Raw genomic sequence first — 15023 nt, 5'->3', positions numbered from 1 at the left:
GCTACAATACTTTAACTGTATAACGGCGAATTTTTGTAAAAGGGGAAGTAGGGGAATTGTAAATGATTGAAGTAAAGAATGTTACTAAGAGTTATAAGATTTTAGAGAGGAAGCCAGGTTTAATAGGTGCAATAAAGGCTTTAATAAAACGTAAATATTATGATAAGCAAGCGGTAAAACCAATTTCTTTTTCTGTTGAAAAAGGAGAAATGGTCGGATATATCGGATTCAATGGTGCTGGAAAGTCAACTACTATTAAGATGTTGTGTGGAATCTTAACTCCAGATACTGGCGAAATTAAGGTGAATGGAATTATTCCATACAAAAACCGACAGGAAAATGCTAAAAATATTGGAGCTGTTTTTGGCCAACGTACACAACTTGCTTGGGATATACCGGTGCGAGAGTCTTTTGAACTATTAAAACATGTTTATGGGATTCCAGAAACAAAATATCAGGAAATGTTGCATTTATTTGAGGATGTATTGGATCTAGGGACTTTAATGCCATTACCTGTTCGACAGTTATCACTCGGACAAAAAATGCGTTGTGAGTTGGCTGCTGCCTTTCTTCATCAACCTTCTGTTGTGTTCCTAGATGAACCTACAATTGGTCTAGATATTGATGTAAAGGTGAAAATACGTAGTTTTATTAAGGAAATGAATAAGAAACTGGACGCAACAGTTGTATTAACTACACATGATATGCAGGATATAGAAGAGCTTTGCCAGCGGATTATTATTATTGATAAAGGGTCTATTATGTATGATGGGGACTTACAGGATCTTAAAGATCGTTTTTCTTATAACCGCATCCTATATTTAGAATTAGAAGAGCACACAATGTTTGAAATTCCTGTATCATTACAAAATGATATCGTGATACATAAGAGTGAAGCAGAAAATTCATCTCACGTAGAGCTAAGTTTTCATACAAAGACTGTTTCATCTGAATTTGTGCTTTCAGAACTCGCAAGACACAATAAAATATCAGACTTGACGATTTCAAATCCTAAATTAGAGACGATTATTAAAGATCTTTATCAGCATGGAGGTGAGGAATCCCTTGAGGAAATATTGGGAAATGCTTAAAGTGCAGATAAAGCTAGATACTTCTTATGCAGCATGGTATTGGGCAGGTACATTTGCGATTATTGTTAAATTATGTACGTTGTATTATTTTTGGACTGCTGTTTACGAGAATAAACAGACTGTTGGAGCACTTTCACTAACTAATATGCTAACTTATATGGTGATTGCTTTATTATTGGAACAATATGTATCAGGCGTTGGGGACAATTTAGCTAGAATGATTAAACAAGGTGACATAGCACTGGAACTTATGAAGCCGTACCATTTGTTAGACAAACTGGTAGCTATGGATATAGGACAAAAAATTTCTAATTCTGTTCGGACAACGTTTCCTATGTTACTGTTTTCCATTTGGTTTATAGGGATAGAACTACCACAATCATTAGAGTCTTTTGGATTATTTATCATCAGTGTAATATTAGGTGTTTTAATCGGGACACAATTAGACCTTATTATTGGTATATTAGCATTCTGGACCGTTAACGTATGGGGGCTGCGCCTTCTGCGAGACTCTATTATTCAGTTCTGTTCTGGTGCACTCGTCCCATTATCGCTTTATCCACACTGGTTTCAAGAGATTAGTATATTTTTACCATTTCAGTCTATGGTCTATATACCTGTTTCTATTTATACAGGTGCTATTTCAGGCTCTGCGGCTTACATAGCCATTGCGACACAATTTATATGGTTCATTCTCATTGCAGTTCTTGCCCGATTCTTATGGGCTCTCGCAATTCGGAAAATTACAATATTTGGGGGGTGAGTGCCGTGTTGCACACTCTTAAACGGTACGTATTCTTGTACACTGTTTATTTTAAACAGCATTTAAAAGTTATGATGGAGTATAAAGTAGACTTTCTTATAGGGATTTCGTCTGTTTTCATTCAACAATTTGCATCTATTTTTTTCATAAAAGTGGTATTTGATCATATTGAAACTTTAAAGGGGTGGAATTTCTATCAAATCCTTTTAATCTATGGCATTGCCTTTGCAGGAAGGGCAATTCATCATATTTTCTTTGATAACTTGTGGACAATCGGATGGCAATACATTCGGACAGGAAATTTAGACCGTTTGCTTATCCGTCCTATTAACCCACTGTTCCAAATTATAGCAGAGCGCGTTCAACAGGATGGATTTGGTCAACTTATAATAGGGGGAGTAGTCCTTTATTATTCCATTAGTAATCTAGATATTGCTATGACAGTAGGAAATGTATTAATGCTGCTTGTCATGATTATTTCCAGTGGGTTTATTTTTGTTGCATTAAATCTGTTTTTTATTACGTTTTCCTTTTGGATGACAGATAGTATTCCTGTTGTATCAGCGGTATTTAGTTTAAGCGATTTTTCACGTTATCCAATTACTATCTATAATAAAGTTATAGCATTTATTTTAACATTTATTATTCCTTACAGTTTTACATCTTTTTATCCAGCTGTCTTTTTCTTTGATAAGGGGTACAAATGGATTTCTTTGTGCACACCATTCGTTGCTATAATACTATGTTTCATTGCTTATCGTTTCTGGAAATATGGATTAAGTGTATTCACCAGTACAGGAAGTTAATTTAAAGCCCCCTGAAGTAACTACAAATTTATTTTCAAACTTAAAGAATGACCCTGATGAATATGCAAGAAAGTCGATTGGAAATGCAATTCTTGATATTTCTAAAAAACATCAAGAATTAATTCAAAAGGAATTAAATAGTTGGAACTCTAAAGAGGCATTTGTATTATTTACTTATCAAATTGTAAGTTGTCATTAGATTTATTAGCTTAATGGGTATAGATTTTTATATTACAAATGTGATGTGTAGGGATTGCAAATATTTTTTTACTTCATAAGTACCAAAATTAAAAAAATAATAGTTAGTGATACCATGAGGAATTAATATTTTGTCCTCATTGTTTTTGTTTTATATGGTGATATTTTTTAAATGATAAAAAAAGAGTAGTCCTCACATATAAAGCTCATATATTGAGGATGAGGTGATGTCTCATGACAAAAAAAGCATCCCCACTCAAACTTGGAAATGAATCATACGGCACAATAAAAGTTGAAGAAGCGTTTCTTCGAGCTTTAGAAGTGTATTTTATAAAGAAGAAAGATAGTAAATCTCCTGGTTGAGCAGGAGATTTTTTATTATGTGTGGTGGAAATGAGTGGAATATAAAAAAGTCTCAAAAACGGAGGTTTTTGAGACTAGGATTGACTATAGATAATTGGCATTATATTTACACATAAATTTGGTATACATTCACATATTTCTTCATTTCTTTTATACTTAAATGGAATAACATAAAGTATTTCGAAAGTAGGATGAGTAAAATGGGTAACTCTGAAAATAAAGCCTTATTAGAAATTCTAGGACCGCTGGAGATTGAAGTAATGAAAGTAATCTGGTCTAGAAAAGAAGTAACTGTCCAAAATGTGTTAACAGAATTAAATGAGAAAAATAAATATGCTTATACCACTATTATGACAATCATGAATCGATTAGATAAAAAAGGAATTCTCACACGTAGTAAGTTAGGAAAAGGATACGTATATAAGCCATGTTACAGTCCAAACGAACTCATTCAACAAAATTCTTCTGAGCAAGTGGAACATCTCCTTCATAACTACGGAGATATTGCTATTACACAGTTTGTGGATGCTATTGGGCATAACCCTGATCAACTCAATAAACTGAAAGAACTAATCCAAAAATTAGAGCAGGATGAAAAATAATGTCTCGATTATTTCAGGCTTCAAAGCTGTACGTTTTACGGTTAATGGGTATAATCACCCTGTTTATTGGATTTTGCCTTGTTTTACATTATCACACGATACTGAATTGTACGTATTGGATGTTAGAATGTTGTAACATCCAGCATTATCAATTACTTACACTTACCCTGATTACTTTAGGCGTTCTCTTGGTATGCTCCATTATGTATTTTTTATTTCTGTCTAAAAAGACGAAAAAATTTATTACTAAATTAAATCTATATAAAACAGACTGTTACGAATCAAATGTAGTTGAGGTTTTTCAACAAAAATATTCTGTACAGGTTCAGGTTGTAAATTTTACTCAACCTTTAGCTTTCACGTATGGATTCGTTCATCCGCAAATTCTAGTTAGCACTAGCTTAATTGACTTATTACAGCCATATGAATTAGAGGCTGTGTTGGAACATGAATATTATCATTGCAAAAACAGAGATCCGTTTAAATTATCAATAGGGTTTAGCTTAGCGCGTATATTTTCATTCTTACCCATCTCCCAAAAGTTGTATGAACGCTATATGATAGAAAAAGAAATAAAAGCAGATACTTTTGCGATTCATAAGGTAGGAGTTAAAGCTGTTGCTTCAGCATTATACAAATTAATAACAAATGTACCGCCTTCTTCATTTGCAACCGTACACTTTCAAAATCATTCTTTTCAAGATACGAATACCAGGATTGAAGTTCTTCTAACAGGAACCTATAAACGTTCGCCTATTTCCTTGTTAGAGTGGATAAGGTCTATCATTTATATTCTGTTTATTGCTTTCCCAATAGGATGTGTGTCATTTTTATGACAAATTGTCTTTTCTAAACGTTTTTAATACTACAATTACGTAGTATATAATTGACGGCAAAACGACCATCTACTACAATTGTGTAGTAGATGGTCGTTTTGCCATCTTCATGAAAAGACAATGGAGGAGAAAAACCAATGAAAAAGATAATTGTAGGTTCATCGCTTGTTGTTGCATTAATGGCATTTGGGGGAAGTGCGTTTGCAGCTAGCCCAACTGAAGTGAAATCCGTGAATACAACAACTTCTGCATCGGAAACAATGAGCATGGAAGACTGTATGAAGATGATGAAAGCTATGGGCATAAGTGAGAAAGATTGCATGAAGATGATGAAAGACTGCATGGCTATGGGTATGAGCGCAGAAGACTGTATGAAAATGATGAAAGACTGCATGGCTATGGGTATGAGTGCGAAGGATTGCATGAAGATGATGAAAGACTGCATGGCCATGGGTATGAGTGCAGAAGACTGTATGAAAATGATGAAAGACTGTATGGCTATGGGTATGAGTGAGAAAGATTGCATGAAGATGATGAAAGACTGCATGGCCATGAGTATGAGTGCAGAAGACTGTATGAAAATGATGAAAGACTGCTTGTCTCAAGGTATGAGCGTAAAAGACTGTATGAAAATGATGAAAGATATACAAAAACAAAAATAAATGATGTAGATCGCAAGTAAAACAAACACTAGCTAAAACGACACCAATAAATTAGAGAATAAGGGCTGGTTATCCATTAACCAGTCCTTATCTGTATAACCCATTCATTCAGTTGCAATCATCTTGTCTATTATAAATTCCTATTTGTGTGAGATTGTTAATACTTGGTTAAGATGAAAGGGGAACAAATATGTTATATGTAATAAGCTTAGGCATTGTGTTAGTGCTAACAGGTTATGTCACCATTACAACTCATCGTGTAAAAAAACAGTTATCGAATATGACAGCCATGATGACTGCAATGGCTGTTGCCATGATGTCCAGCTTATTAGTTGGGACCATATTGGGAACCATTATGAATGGAAAATTAACTACGCCTGTCATGATTGCGGTATTAGTAGGAATAATGATGGGATACAGCATTGGACGTCCATTCAGCTTGCTGGCATCGTTAGATGGCGTGTTAGCGGGAATTATGGGAGGCATGATGGGTGCCATGTTAGGAGTTATGGTTATCTCTCAAAACCCATATCAGGTAACTTTATTTATGGATATTATCTTTGTAATCGTCATGATGCTTGTAATCCAATTAATCCACCAAGAAGCAAAAACAAAGGAAGAAAATACTACATCATTTCAAAAGAAACCTATGGTAAAAAGTATTTTGTATGCGGTTTCTCTTTTGCTTGTTGGACTAGTCGTGTTTTTTCAGCCTATTTCCCAATATATTCAAAAATTTACAAACACGACAAATACAGAAGTTTCGGCTAATACAACTTCAGAATCTAAGCCTGTGAAAGCAGAACAAAAACAAGGATATCAAGAATCTGTTGTAACTGTTGAACAACTTGGATATAAAAACGAAAATGTAAAGGTAAAAGTAGGGGTACCTGTTAAGCTTCACTTTCAAAAAGATTATAAAGGTGGATGTTTATCCGAATTGATTATTAAAGACCTTAATATACAAAAGAACTTAGATGAAGGCGACAACGTCGTGGAATTTACACCAGACAAAGCAGGAACAATACCGTTTAATTGTGGAATGGGGATGTTTACAGGCAAGATTATCGTCGAGGCATAGAGAAAGATAACAAAAAGGAAGGGAAAATATAAGTGAAAATATTTCGTGCTATTGGGCTATTAATCCTTAATTGAAAGCCTTGATGCTTGTACAGAAGGAATTATAGAACATGTTAATGACGAAAGATAGTAAATCTCCTGGTTGAGCAGGAGATTTTTTATTTTGGGAGTTTATGCTTTTTTTCAGCAAATAGCTATTTTTTTGTTATCATATTTCAAATGTGATGTGTAGTGATTACAAAGAAAAGAAGTGCGTTTCGCGCTTCTTTTTGAGGTCTCGCCAACAAAACGTGGATTTTATACGCTAAGGATATACAGGATTTCATGCAGGATACGAGAACGGTTTGAACTGCCAAATGCTGTTGTGACAGGGCTGTATGAAATCTTGCATACAGCGGAAGGAACGGAAGGCTGACAAACTATTGGTATGAATGGCTTTCTAGGATTTGGCTACTGCTAATAATGTTACGTTATGTTAACTGAACATGAATAAGATATTCACTGCTTTTTAAAATAGGGTCTTATGAAAGCTATGACGAAATAAGATGATATATAAGGAGGGGAATATCCTGTTTAGAATGTTGTTTAAAAAGTTTATAAGGAAAAAATATGTTTGTTTAGTTTGTGGCTACGATCAGTTACCAGGACCACTCTATAATGAAAAAGGAATCCCCGATGTAAGTCTAATATGTCCTTGTTGTGCTTTTCAACCAGGATATGACGATGAAGAAATTGTATGGACTATTGAAGCATATCGTGAGAATTGGCTTCAAGAAGGATCTCCTTGGCTAGATACTAAGGAGAAACCAAAACATTGGGATTTAAAGCAACAATTAGCCAATATTAATATAAAAGGGTAACTGCCAATAACAAAAATTATGTGAACACGAAAGTCCTCCAGTTAAACAATCTGGAGGACTTTTAATAGTCTTCTAAATACATTGAATCCCGATAATGAGACGTTATGTTAACCGCACATGTATAGAGTATACAGGGGAAATCTGTATCTAACCTACAACTTCATTGGTATAATATGTATACATAAGATTATGAAATGGAGATGGAAAAGATGGTAAAGATACATCCTTTTACTATTATTACTCTGTTTATCAGTATGTTGACAATGATGTTATATGCAATCCAGAACATCTCACAGGGCAACATAGGGACGAGTACTACGTTTATCGGACTGAGTATCATGTTCTTGGCCATGGGGACTCATAGCATTATACGAAATTGTAGATTAGCAAAACAATAAAATACAATACAATATAAGGAAAGCAAAAGATTATGTTCATTCCTTATAAAAGCAACTTCCAATAACGCGAACTATGTAAAGTAAACTATACAAATTAAACAATCTGACAAATAAAGATGGAGGTATAGGAATTGTACGAGCAGATTTTAAAGGCATGGAAGAATACCTTAGAAAGGGTACAAGAAACAGAAGGAGAAACATTTTTTTTAGTTCAATCAGCGGCTACAATTGAAGAAGTTATAGCAGTTGAAAAGAAATTAGGAATTACTTTGCCATCTAGTTTTAGAGACACTCTCCTCACATTTTCTAAACGTGTAGAGGTTGGATGGTCATTTTCTGATGGCGTCATGTTACCAAAAAAATTTAATGATATATTCTCAGGTGAGATAGCATGGAATCTTCATGAGCTTACTCTTACATTAGATGAGGGAGGGACTCCTGATAAGCTTATCTTCCATTATGCCCCTAATGGTGACTACTGGGCATTAGACATTAGTTTAAATACCGATGATTGCTCAGTTGTATATTGGGATCATGAGGAAGATACAGTAACACAATTAGCTGATACTTTTATGATGTTTTTACACAGTATTACTGATTTGTATCTCGTCGGTTCTGAGATCTGGCAAATGAGGTATTTTCTAAATAAAAGAGGGCTAGATTCATCAAGTACTAAGGCTAAACAATGGAAAAAGTGGTTCGTAGAATTTAAAACTGTTAAAGATACAGATTTTTATAATGACTTAGACAAGCTTATTATTTATATCCTACATTTTCGCAAGTTAGGGAGACAGGAACTTAAAGCTTTATCCGCTTTTGATAAAGAAGTTCTCTTTCAAAAACTTCTTAGCAAAATACAGAAGAGCCATATAGCAGACCAAAGGTTATTATGTCTAGCCATTGGAGAGGTTTTGAAAGAAGATGTTCGGGAATGGGTTTTATCTCTTTGGAAAAATCCTAGTAAAATACCTTCCGATATGCGCTCCTATCTAACTTCGAGATGTCTACCTAAAGAGCAAGGTCTTGCATTAGCATTAGGATATGTGGAAAATTCTAATCTTGCTGCATATGAAATCAATGATTGTTTAAAGTATTTTCGCTCTAATGAAGTAATTCAATGGATGATAATTCATGCTAAATTGCCATATGAAGGTTGGGATTATCTATTTGCATATTCTAAGCCAACTTGGGAGGATATTAAAACTTGGATGCATCTTGAAAAGAGGCATATGGTTATCGTTATTAATGCTCTAGGCACAATGCTGTTTTTGAGTGAAGAATCTGATGTAGGACTAGGCTATGAGGGGGAACCAATAAAGATTTTTGGTATGCCTAATCGTGAAGAAGTTATTAGGATATTAAATGAGTTTAAAGAAACAGGAAAATTAAAGATGAGACATTATGTTATTGAAGAATTTATAGAGAATATAGATAAATTTTACTAAGTGAACGGGATTGACTTCCAATAACGATAATTATGTAAATGAGCTGTCCATATGGGCAGCTTATTGTATTTTTTGCTTAGCGTGGTTTTTTCCAAAATGCTGGCGGTACCCCATGCCCATCAAGTTAAGATTTTAAAGTAGCCCCTAAACGAAAATTTTTCTTTTTTTAAATTGATTGATAGTAAACAAGAAAGGTTGGCAAATTACCAACCTTTCTTGTTTGTAGAGTTTTAATTTTCAGTTAATAATAACCAAAATAATATCCTGTTTGAATTGTTTTCCTTTAAAATATCCTACTACGCAGTATTCTCCTCATGACTTTTTTTCTGAAGTTTAACGACGTTTGAGAATCTTTGTAACAGAACCCAATATATCATTTAAAATAACGTTAGGTATCAATAAAGAGAAATTAATATCCTTGCAACACTTAAATAGTCAGAAGTTTTAGACTAGTAAGAGGGTTATATGATAATATATTTATATGCATTACTTTTCCATCTTTACAATAAATTTACACATAATTAAAAATATTGAGGTGATTCATTAGTGGTTAATAATACGTGTGAAACTAGAAAGTATAATTCAATACATAAAAAACGTTTTTATAATTCCGTTTTTTCAATCCCTTTAGTTGCTTTAGCTATATTTATATTATCTTCTGTACAACTAGAATTAACTACTTTTTTGCTTATTACTTTTGTTTCTGTTGTTATATTGCTCTTTCAATTAATTTATTTTTACAGAAAATGGAAGTCTGTGTTGCGAAGTTAAAAAAGCATACGTAGGTTTATAAATTAAAGTTAAATTTTAGTCAGTTACTAATAACAGTTTTAATTCATTGTACGCCGAAAAGACGGAGTCTGCTTGAAGGCTTCGTCTTTGTTTATAGAGGGGGAGCGTCACATTACTATTAACCTAAGATGATTTTATACCCATCCCCATCAAGCTAACATTTTGAAATGTCCTCAAAACGAAAATTTCCTCTTTTCATAGTTGTCCATAGGAACTTAGTTCATTTTTTTTCGTTTTGGGGAAGAATATATTTCTTAACTTGATAGTGATGGGAACACTTCAGAATATTAACTTGATAGGCATGGGATACCACCCACATTTTAACGAAAATATACGTTAAGCAGATTTCGACATAAAACAATTTGAATTTTTTGCTCTAAGAAAACTTAGTTTCTATTCTTCCTGTCACTTTAAACGTTATTTTGCACCAATTTTAATAGCTATTTAAAATTAAGTGGCTTAAAACCATTGTCATATTAAAACATTAAGGGGACTTATTGTTTTGAATAACACGTTTAACGAAAATTGGTAAGCTATTTTTATTCAACTAAAGGACAGTGTAATAAAAGAAAACTAATCTATAATACGGGAGGAAATTATAACTATGGCAAACGCTAGAAAAATCTTAAAATGGACTTCTATAACTCTTGTTCTTTCTGCTGCTATTACTTTTGGATTAATCTCATATGTAAATCATTGGGAGGCAAAGAATGAACAAGCTTCTGCTAAACCTAAAGAAGAAAAAGCTGAGGAAGTTGAAGAAAAACCTGTTGCTCAATCATCCAATCAATCTCAAGACTTTCAAATGGCCCCAAATAAAGAATCTCAAACTCAATATGTAGCGGAAGCGGATATTGAAAGTCGTCTTCATGAAATGACCCATCAAAAAGTTATTGCTGACGAACGTTGGGGATACATTCCAATGACCGATCAAAATATTGAAGCAGCAATAAAATTAGTCGAGGAAAATAAAGATCACCTTCAGCATTACGACTTTTATATTCAAGTATTGAACAAATGGAAGTCTGAAGATTTTTCTAATTGCGTTACCGTCCATAACCAAATATGGGAATGGCAAGGTGGACAACTTGGAAAAGCTACTAGACTTGCAACTGATCAAGAAGAAGAAGACTACATCAATAAGAAATCAAATAAACAGTAGTTGAATGTTAATGAAAATTGGAGTAAGAAAGCCGAGTATCAAAAAAAGTATTTCAGCTAGAACAAGCGTTAAACGTCAAGTAGTTCAAAGAGCTGGTCTTAAAATGCCGAAAGGAACTGGATTCATTCGAGATCCTAAGAAAGCTGCTTACAACAAAATATACAATAAGACTACCGTCAGTTTTTGGAGTCTGTTGAAGAAATTGTTCAAATCAAAGTAGAAGGTGAAAACCTTCTCTTTTTTTATGCAAAAAGTTGCATGTGAGACACTATTTAAGCTCTTTTCAGCATCTTTTACATTGCAGTGCATTTGTCTCAAATACCTACTGGTGATATCGCTTAGAGTATTAAAATCAACGTTTTCTCATGTCGAATTTTGCTTAGCGTATATTTTTGTTAAAATGTTGGCGGTACGCCTATTAGTTTAAAAACAAGGGAAAAGGATTTACAGAAATTAAAGCCTTTTTAAATTTAGAGGGAAAATTTATTTGTGAGGATTGTAAAGACAAACTTAGTATATAGTCGGGGTTATTCTTAATGATTTGCCTATCGAAATTATCGCTCTTTTTTATAAAAAGTTCATGTATTAAAAAATAATTCCTCTATATTTTGTTCAATCCTTGTTCAAAATGTAGAGGGGTTTTTTTATGATGAAATCAATGTTATAAACTTCTTTTTAATCAAACTTTATTCCATGGAAAAAATTTAATTTTATTTATTTGTTTGTTTATTATGTGACTACCCACCACTTAGATGTTAATGCGTCTTGAAGTGGGGCTTCGAAAGATAAAATACCTTTCTCTTTTATTCCTGGGTCATCCACAGGGCTAACGCCCCATGTCACCAGGCTTAGATTCGCGGCGTCCCTACCGCTGGGCGATCGCCCTGCACGCGCTCGAGGAAGGAGAATTCTTTCGGATAAATCGTTAAATGAATATGGGGATTTTTTAAGTTTGCTTTAAGAATAATTTAATATTATAACTGTACAATAAGAGACTATTGTAAGAAGTTAAATCTAATAAACATTTTAAGTTAGGAGTTTTTTTATGCTAAAACAGTGGATTAAAAATCCAAAAGAGAGGAAATTAATTTATGTTGCAATCATAGCAGCTTTCGTTATTCTTGCATGTGGATTTTGGACAATTGAACACAGAGATTCATTAACAATAAATATATCAACAGATGTAAACCATCAATATGAGCACCACGTGAAAAGTCCTTTGAAATCTTATGCTAAAAATAAAGCTTCTTTAGGTCGAATTGGTATTTTTGCTGCATTTGCCATGTTTCCTCTTTATTTTTTATTAAGACTCAAAAAAATAAAATTAGGCAAAGAGATTAAAGCATTCATTTCAAAAATTTTGAAGTGGGTGAAGTTATTTCATGTTCCTATTGCAGTTATTGCATTCGCGTTGATTACCATGCATGTAATTATTATGGTATTTTATGAATGGAAAACAGATGCAGTCTCTATATCAGGCGTTATTTCGTATATTTTATTTCTTGCATTAGGAACATTGGGATTTCTACGATACAAACGAAAAGATAAAAATTGGCATTACTATCTTTCATTTGCTTTTGTGTGTTCAATGCTGATTCATACGTGGCTCTAAATTGAACTACCCCCACTTAGACGCAAACGCGTCTTGAAGTGGATTTCTAATACGGAAGTCATTTTTTAAAACAAAAATGAAACAAAACAGTGGTTGGTTTGTATTGAATAAGCAATCATAAAACATTGTTTCTTGTTTCGCTAATGGGGCGTTAGTTGAATAAGAGATTCGTTTCTTTTTATTTGCTAAATTATCAACATTATTCTTTAACAGAGCCAATAACAAAAAGACTTGTCCGTAATCATATTAACAATGTGATGTGAAAACTAAGAGACGAGAGATACATGTCCAAAAATTTCTCCGCATGCAAAATATGAACAGTGGGGAGAAGTATTAAAAACTAATTATAAAAACGAGAGCCCTAACTTATTTGTAGTTAGGGCTCTCGTTTTTATAAAAGGATAGAAAAATTTAATATTTTACTAGCTATTTCTTAAATCGAAACGGAACAGTTGAAACAATAACATTCTTTTTATATAAAAGGTATACCCTTAATAAAACACTTGATTGGTTGTGTAAGATGTTATGCCAACTTTTTTTGTTATAAACTGTGGAATTAAAACAGTAACTGAATGATGGTTTTCCTGCGCTTTTTCTTGAATCATAGCTACTAGTTTTGTTATAGGTCTCATTAAGCTTCTGTAAGAAGAAACTACTGTAATAAGACGAACATCTGGTTTCCATTCTTTCCATTTTTGTTGCATTTTTATTTCACTTTCTTTGTCGAAGGCTACATATAAGGCGATGACATTATCACCAATAGCCTCGGCATAATTAATGGATTGTTCGACTACTTTTGTGATTCCTGCAACGGGTACGATGACAATGTTTCCTTCAAATTTGTGAGAAACTGCATTTGGATCGATACGTAGTTGTTCTCCAACGGAATCGTAATGTTTATAAATACGATGACAGGTGTACACAATAATTGGCAGGAATATAACGACAGACCATACTTGTGTAAACTTTGTGATAAAGAAAATCAGTAATACAGATAGTGAAATAAGCGCCCCTACTAAATTTGTTAGTAATTTAGGTAACCATCCTTTTGGTTTTTCGCGTAACCATTTTACGATCATTCCTGTTTGCGACAAGGTGAAAGGAAGGAATACACCAACTGCGTATAGCGGGATTAATTGTTCTGTCTTTCCTTGAAACACAATAATCAAAATAATGGAAGCAATTCCTAGTGTCATAATTCCATTTGAATATCCTAATCGATCACCGCGCATTAAAAACATGCGAGGCATGTATTTATCTGATGCTAGGTTGAAAGCTAATAATGGGAATGCAGAGAATCCCGTATTAGCAGCTAATACTAAAATAAGTGCTGTTGTTCCTTGTATAAAGTAGTAAACATAATTTCTTCCGAATACATCTGATGCAATTTGAGATACAACAGTTTCAGTAGGCTTCGGAGCAATACCGTACCAAAATGCCAAAACCGTGATTCCAGTAAATAAGACTGCTAGAATTGTTCCCATCATAACTAATGTTTTGGCCGCATTTTTAGCAGCTGGTTCTTTAAAATTTGGAATAGCATTTGAAATAGCCTCTACCCCTGTTAATGCAGAACATCCGGATGAGAATGCTTTTAATAAAAAGAATAATGTAACGCCCGGTACTGCAGTACCAATAGGTGTATGTAAAGTTGCCGGCGCTTGTCCAGTTACAATTTTAAACACTCCAACAGTAATTAATAAAATGAGTGCTAATACGAAGAGATAGACAGGATAAGCTAGAATAGTAGCAGATTCTGTTACTCCTCTAAGATTCAAGATTGTAATGAAAATAACAAGTATGACCGCGATTGGAACGGTATACTGATGTAAACCCGGAAACGCAGATGTTATCGCATCTGTTCCCGCTGATACACTTACAGCTACGGTAAGGATATAATCTACCAGTAAGGAGCCGCCAGCAACGAGTCCGGCATTTATACCTAAATTTGTCTTAGAAACAACGTAAGCTCCTCCTCCATGCGGATAGGCAAAAATAATTTGTCTGTACGATAAAATAAGTGCGGTTAATAAAATAAGAACCCCAATTGCAATTGGAATAGAGTACCAAAAGGCAATCGATCCAAGTGTTGCAAGAATAATTAAAATCTGCTCCGTTCCATACGCAACAGAAGAAAGAGCATCAGATGAAAGAATAGCCAATGCCTTTAGCTTATTTAATTTTTGTTCGCCTAAGGCGTTTGATTTAAGGGGTCTACCAATTAAAAACCTTTTGAACGATGAAAACATGGATGCACCACCAATATATAAATTTTCCAATGAACAGAATATCACAATTGATAGCGAGTGAATAGATATTTTTATTATGAATTCTTTATCATTTAATAATAAAT

13 protein-coding genes and 1 pseudogene are annotated in these 15023 nt (G+C 33.6%); 13 read left to right on the top strand and 1 reads right to left on the bottom strand.

Features of this window, described 5'->3' with window-relative positions:
• Positions 1 to 62: 62 nt before the first annotated feature.
• The 13 genes from ACEWFJ_RS16070 to ACEWFJ_RS16010 all read left to right on the top strand — a co-directional run bounded on the left by ACEWFJ_RS16070 (position 63) and on the right by ACEWFJ_RS16010 (position 12670).
• The gene (locus ACEWFJ_RS16070; RefSeq protein WP_473689215.1) at positions 63 to 1091 is read left to right on the top strand and encodes an ABC transporter ATP-binding protein; all 1029 of its coding nucleotides are present in this window, start codon (positions 63 to 65) and stop codon (positions 1089 to 1091) included.
• Positions 1084 to 1854: an ABC transporter permease gene (locus tag ACEWFJ_RS16065; protein ID WP_473689214.1), complete on the top strand. Its 771-nt coding sequence runs from the start codon at positions 1084 to 1086 to the stop codon at positions 1852 to 1854. Before ACEWFJ_RS16070 ends, ACEWFJ_RS16065 begins: the two co-directional genes overlap by 8 nt.
• Before the next feature lie 5 nt (positions 1855 to 1859).
• Entirely contained in the window at positions 1860 to 2660 is an 801-nt protein-coding gene (locus ACEWFJ_RS16060; RefSeq protein WP_473689213.1) for an ABC transporter permease, read from the top strand.
• Entirely contained in the window at positions 2635 to 2859 is a 225-nt protein-coding gene (locus ACEWFJ_RS16055; RefSeq protein ID WP_473689212.1) for a hypothetical protein, read from the top strand. Before ACEWFJ_RS16060 ends, ACEWFJ_RS16055 begins: the two co-directional genes overlap by 26 nt.
• A gap of 233 nt (positions 2860 to 3092) precedes the next feature.
• Entirely contained in the window at positions 3093 to 3221 is a 129-nt protein-coding gene (locus ACEWFJ_RS16050; RefSeq protein WP_473689211.1) for a hypothetical protein, read from the top strand.
• Between the two features lie 200 nt (positions 3222 to 3421).
• A complete protein-coding gene (locus tag ACEWFJ_RS16045) occupies positions 3422 to 3823 on the top strand; it encodes a BlaI/MecI/CopY family transcriptional regulator (RefSeq protein WP_473689210.1) in 402 nt (133 codons plus the stop codon).
• Positions 3823 to 4659: a M56 family metallopeptidase gene (locus tag ACEWFJ_RS16040; protein ID WP_473689209.1), complete on the top strand. Its 837-nt coding sequence runs from the start codon at positions 3823 to 3825 to the stop codon at positions 4657 to 4659. Before ACEWFJ_RS16045 ends, ACEWFJ_RS16040 begins: the two co-directional genes overlap by 1 nt.
• Before the next feature lie 137 nt (positions 4660 to 4796).
• Positions 4797 to 5321, top strand: a complete 525-nt coding sequence (locus ACEWFJ_RS16035) for a hypothetical protein (RefSeq protein ID WP_473689208.1) — start codon at positions 4797 to 4799, stop codon at positions 5319 to 5321.
• Between the two features lie 190 nt (positions 5322 to 5511).
• A complete protein-coding gene (locus ACEWFJ_RS16030) occupies positions 5512 to 6402 on the top strand; it encodes a cupredoxin domain-containing protein (RefSeq protein ID WP_473689207.1) in 891 nt (296 codons plus the stop codon).
• Between the two features lie 577 nt (positions 6403 to 6979).
• Positions 6980 to 7261 (top strand): hypothetical protein, encoded by a 282-nt coding sequence (locus tag ACEWFJ_RS16025; RefSeq protein WP_473689206.1) that lies wholly within the window; start codon positions 6980 to 6982, stop codon positions 7259 to 7261.
• A 529-nt stretch (positions 7262 to 7790) separates the two neighbouring features.
• The gene (locus tag ACEWFJ_RS16020) at positions 7791 to 9104 is read left to right on the top strand and encodes an SMI1/KNR4 family protein (protein WP_473689205.1); all 1314 of its coding nucleotides are present in this window, start codon (positions 7791 to 7793) and stop codon (positions 9102 to 9104) included.
• Positions 9105 to 10500: 1396 nt separating this feature from the next.
• Positions 10501 to 11058 carry a DUF6241 domain-containing protein gene (locus tag ACEWFJ_RS16015; protein ID WP_473689204.1) on the top strand — a complete coding sequence of 186 codons (558 nt, stop codon included), beginning with the start codon at positions 10501 to 10503 and terminating at the stop codon, positions 11056 to 11058.
• A gap of 1045 nt (positions 11059 to 12103) precedes the next feature.
• Entirely contained in the window at positions 12104 to 12670 is a 567-nt protein-coding gene (locus ACEWFJ_RS16010) for a hypothetical protein (RefSeq protein WP_473689203.1), read from the top strand.
• A gap of 426 nt (positions 12671 to 13096) precedes the next feature.
• Here ACEWFJ_RS16010 and ACEWFJ_RS16005 read toward each other — a convergent pair.
• A pseudogene (locus ACEWFJ_RS16005) lies at positions 13097 to 14919 on the bottom strand (APC family permease).
• Positions 14920 to 15023 lie beyond the last annotated feature (104 nt).

Source organism: Bacillus sp. EA-CB0995, from assembly GCF_055814245.1.
This window is presented reverse-complemented; position numbering and strand designations above follow the sequence as displayed.

What these genes read in the sequence shown, in the direction of transcription:
- ACEWFJ_RS16070 (WP_473689215.1), top strand. Translation starts at nt 63, where the DNA reads ATGATTGAAGTAAAGAATGTTACTAAGAGTTATAAGATTTTAGAGAGG.
- ACEWFJ_RS16065 (WP_473689214.1), top strand. Translation starts at nt 1,084, where the DNA reads ATGCTTAAAGTGCAGATAAAGCTAGATACTTCTTATGCAGCATGGTAT.
- ACEWFJ_RS16050 (WP_473689211.1), top strand. Translation starts at nt 3,093, where the DNA reads ATGACAAAAAAAGCATCCCCACTCAAACTTGGAAATGAATCATACGGC.
- ACEWFJ_RS16045 (WP_473689210.1), top strand. Translation starts at nt 3,422, where the DNA reads ATGGGTAACTCTGAAAATAAAGCCTTATTAGAAATTCTAGGACCGCTG.
- ACEWFJ_RS16040 (WP_473689209.1), top strand. Translation starts at nt 3,823, where the DNA reads ATGTCTCGATTATTTCAGGCTTCAAAGCTGTACGTTTTACGGTTAATG.
- ACEWFJ_RS16035 (WP_473689208.1), top strand. Translation starts at nt 4,797, where the DNA reads ATGAAAAAGATAATTGTAGGTTCATCGCTTGTTGTTGCATTAATGGCA.
- ACEWFJ_RS16030 (WP_473689207.1), top strand. Translation starts at nt 5,512, where the DNA reads ATGTTATATGTAATAAGCTTAGGCATTGTGTTAGTGCTAACAGGTTAT.
- ACEWFJ_RS16025 (WP_473689206.1), top strand. Translation starts at nt 6,980, where the DNA reads ATGTTGTTTAAAAAGTTTATAAGGAAAAAATATGTTTGTTTAGTTTGT.
- ACEWFJ_RS16015 (WP_473689204.1), top strand. Translation starts at nt 10,501, where the DNA reads ATGGCAAACGCTAGAAAAATCTTAAAATGGACTTCTATAACTCTTGTT.
- ACEWFJ_RS16010 (WP_473689203.1), top strand. Translation starts at nt 12,104, where the DNA reads ATGCTAAAACAGTGGATTAAAAATCCAAAAGAGAGGAAATTAATTTAT.